The organism is Methylobacter psychrophilus (assembly GCF_025583945.1).
Lineage (GTDB): Bacteria > Pseudomonadota > Gammaproteobacteria > Methylococcales > Methylomonadaceae > Methylobacter_C > Methylobacter_C psychrophilus.
This window is the reverse complement of sequence record NZ_JAOEGU010000112.1, coordinates 1-3,290: the sequence shown is the minus strand read 5'-3', so window position 1 is coordinate 3,290 and position 3,290 is coordinate 1. Positions and strand designations below refer to the sequence as shown.

Genomic DNA, 3,290 nt, shown 5'->3' with positions numbered 1-3,290 from the left:
GCCTTTCAACTCGTGGATCTTCAAGAGACGAAAAAGCTTCTTGTAAACTTAATGACATGGTAGAAAATCTCCAAAAAAACTGGGTATTATCTCTGGTTTTTTAGTTAATTTATATGCGGTTGCCCTGCCATATGGTGTGCCTTTAGATAAATTTCAAGTTAGCTTGAGAGTCGGTTGTTTTTTGCAAAGTATTTGATTAAAAACTCCACAAATGTAGCTAACTTGGCGGGCAGAAAGCGTCTTTGCAGATAAGTTGCATAAATTTTTAGTGAGGGAATGCGAAAATTCGGCAAAATTTCGATCAACTGACCCTGTTCCAAATAATTCATCACCGATAATTCAGGTGCCTGGGTTATGCCCATACCCAAAGCGGCTGCCTGACACAGGGCCCTGCCATTGTTTGAGGAAAAATGCCAGTTCGCCTTGATTTTAACCTCCTCGCCACCGTCATTAAATACCCAATAATCTTTATGTGGCGTATCCATATAATGCAGGCAGCGATGCGAGCTTAACTCGTCAATGTGTTGTGGTTCACCGTGTTCAGCGATATAGTCAGGAGATGCATAAGTGCATAATCGGGTTTGGGCAATTTTTCTGGCAACTACGCCAAAATCAAGCGTATCCGTGACCAGAATAGACAAATCGAAACTGCCTTCGCTTAAATTAACTTGGCTGTTATGCAAGGTCATCAAAATTTTAACATCGGGATATTCCCGCTGATACGCATCAATGGCAGGCACCATATAAAGTCCACCAAAATCAATCGATGCACTGATTTTTAAAGTGCCTTTTACCTGTAAACCCATCTGCGAGGTATATTCTTCCAGTTCCGAAAAATCCTCCAGCAGTTGCTTGCTGCGGTGATAGTATATTTCCCCCGCTTCGGTCATGCTGAGTCGCCTGGTTGTTCTGTTTAATAAGGCAACCCCTAAAGATTCTTCCAGCTGAGCCATGTATTTACTGATCATCATCGCAGAAAGATTCATTTCGCGGGCAACCGCTGTAAAAGTGCCCAACTCAACAATTCGGCAAAATACCTGTGTATTATTTAATTTAGCCATATTCGATTTTTTATAAACTTTGAGTTTATATTGTATAACCTATATCGCTATTTAAAACCATGCTTTATTGGAGTAGACTTTGAACTGGAGATAGTTGTTCTAATTGCCGCTTGGTCTTTTTCATTCCTTAATGATCAGGAGCAAGCGGTTTTTTTATGGCCCAACAATAATAATGAGAGGTGTTTATGGGTAAAATTCTTAATGAAGTTTTAGCGGCAAACAGAGATTACGCGAATGATTTTGGTGACAAAGGTGCTTTACCTATGCCTCCCGGAAGACATTTTGCGATTTTAACCTGTATGGATGCCCGTTTGGATCCCGCCAAATATGCGGGCTTATCTGAAGGTGATGCCCACGTAATTCGTAATGCTGGCGGCCGTGCCAGTGAGGACGCCATCCGTTCTTTGGTTATCTCCTATAAATTACTGGGAACCCGCGAATGGTTTGTCGTTCATCATACCGACTGCGGCATGGAAACGTTTACCGACGATATCATGCGCGGCCTGTTAGGCAGCAGCTTAAAAACTGCCTCCGTCGATGCCAACGGCTGGCATGATTGCTGCGAAGGTCCAGGTTCAGCAGAAGGCAAATATATCGACTGGTTGACCATTAAAGACCAGGAACAAAGCGTTTTTGAAGATGTAACCCGCATTAAAAATCATCCGCTGGTTCCTTCCGACATCCCCATTTACGGTTACATCTACGACGTTAAATCAGGCCGGCTAATTGAAGTACCCGCCGCTACAGAAGTCGGTAGAGTTAGTTAATAACCGTTCAAACATGCTCGCCTCCTTATCCTCTGGAGCGAGTATGGTCTATTATCCTCCTCAGGATTCGTATGCAGGAATTATAATTGTATTCCTGCCCGCAATTTTGAATGAATTCGCATCTGTTTTTGGTTAATTCTCTATACAAATTGACACCCATTTATTGGAACGGTTTTCTTGCTACTTGGGGATAGACTTGACACACTTAAAAAACTAATAGCCCAAGGAAAGATGATGAAAAAAATGTACCGTATCCTGATAGTTTTATGCCTGTTTGCGACTAATGGCGCGTTGGCGGGCAATAGTTTATTAAAAGAAACTGACATTGAAGCAGTGGCGCTTAAAGTAGCCACAGAAACAGTGCAAGGTGGTTATAAACTTTTGAGCGTGGCTGAGCTTAAACAAATGATTGATGGCAAAGAAAACTTTGTGCTAATCGACGCACACCCTACCGAAGAATACAATCTGGCTTATATTGATGGCGCACGGCATTTCGGTTTTCAATCCAATCACTCGGGTAATTGGGAAAAAGATATAGCGATGCCTGATAGTTTTACGCAAGAGGATTATCGTGTCTTGCTGGGCGCTGATAAAAACAAGAAAATCGTCACTTATTGCGGTCTTACCAAATGTGGCCGCTCACATAATGCGGCATCTTGGGCAAAAAAACTAGGCTACACCAATGTATACCGTGCGCCAGGTGGCATTTCTGCATGGATAGATAGCGGTTATTCCTACAAAACTAATCTGAACAAGTAATGATGTAACAATTATTCAGTATTTTATGTAACGAACGCTATTTGACTGTCACACATAAGCTATTGATTTTAATTTTATAAAAAAAAATGTGTATAACGAAATGGGTAAAAGAGATTCTGTGAATTACGCGGGCTTTTTTGTTACGCGATAATAGTCTGTTTGTCTGTTTTCGTTGCTACCGCGTAAATAACGTTAGTTTCAATTGCATTCACCTGACCTTCAACAAGACGTGATAAATTTTCCTGGCGCACACGATCCAAGGTAGCGATATCCAGTTGTTCAAGCGTTCCTCGGTAGCCGCTACCCATGGCGATTTTCCACCAGTCATCCGGTAAATTTAAAGGATGCGTTCCAGCTTCGGCAAGAATGTCGATGTTGCACACATTGGCTTTTGCAAGCATTGCTCTGAGACCGTCCGGTTCTGAAATACGGTCCCAAGGATTAAAGCCATGATGCAGATCGGGACGTTCGATATTGATGACATCCCAAAAAGCCCGGTTGGCTGGCTCAAATAAATGTGGGCCCCAAGTGGTAATGGCCAGTCTGCCGCCGGGTTTTACCATACGCCATAATTCTTTGACTGCCTCGGTCATATCAGGAACAAAGAAAATACCGAAGACGCATACCACCGCATCAAAACTATCATCGGGATAACCCAGAGCCAGCATGTCGCCAACGTGAAACTCAATGTTTTCCAAGTGCC

The 3,290-nt window shown here is 42.6% G+C and carries 4 protein-coding genes; 2 read left to right on the top strand and 2 right to left on the bottom strand.

All coding sequences use genetic code 11. The features are described from left to right. Positions 1–158: 158 nt before the first annotated feature. Positions 159–1,061: a LysR family transcriptional regulator gene (locus N7974_RS20285; RefSeq protein WP_262967347.1), complete on the bottom strand. Its 903-nt coding sequence runs from the start codon at positions 1,059–1,061 to the stop codon at positions 159–161. Positions 1,062–1,246: 185 nt separating this feature from the next. Between N7974_RS20285 and N7974_RS20280 the strand changes: the two genes are divergently transcribed. Together N7974_RS20280 and N7974_RS20275 are read left to right on the top strand one after the other, a co-directional pair. Further along, entirely contained in the window at positions 1,247–1,828 is a 582-nt protein-coding gene (locus tag N7974_RS20280; protein WP_243217463.1) for a beta-class carbonic anhydrase, read from the top strand. Positions 1,829–2,059: 231 nt separating this feature from the next. After that, positions 2,060–2,587 carry a rhodanese-like domain-containing protein gene (locus N7974_RS20275; RefSeq protein WP_262967346.1) on the top strand — a complete coding sequence of 176 codons (528 nt, stop codon included), beginning with the start codon at positions 2,060–2,062 and terminating at the stop codon, positions 2,585–2,587. A gap of 140 nt (positions 2,588–2,727) precedes the next feature. Here the strand turns inward: N7974_RS20275 and N7974_RS20270 are convergent. Further along, on the bottom strand, positions 2,728–3,290 hold a 563-nt coding region (locus N7974_RS20270; protein WP_262967345.1), incomplete at its 5' end, for a methyltransferase domain-containing protein.

Excerpts from the sequence above, each read along its gene's own strand:
- N7974_RS20285 (WP_262967347.1), bottom strand. The coding sequence starts at position 1,061 with ATGGCTAAATTAAATAATACACAGGTATTTTGCCGAATTGTTGAGTTG.
- N7974_RS20280 (WP_243217463.1), top strand. The coding sequence starts at position 1,247 with ATGGGTAAAATTCTTAATGAAGTTTTAGCGGCAAACAGAGATTACGCG.
- N7974_RS20275 (WP_262967346.1), top strand. The coding sequence starts at position 2,060 with ATGATGAAAAAAATGTACCGTATCCTGATAGTTTTATGCCTGTTTGCG.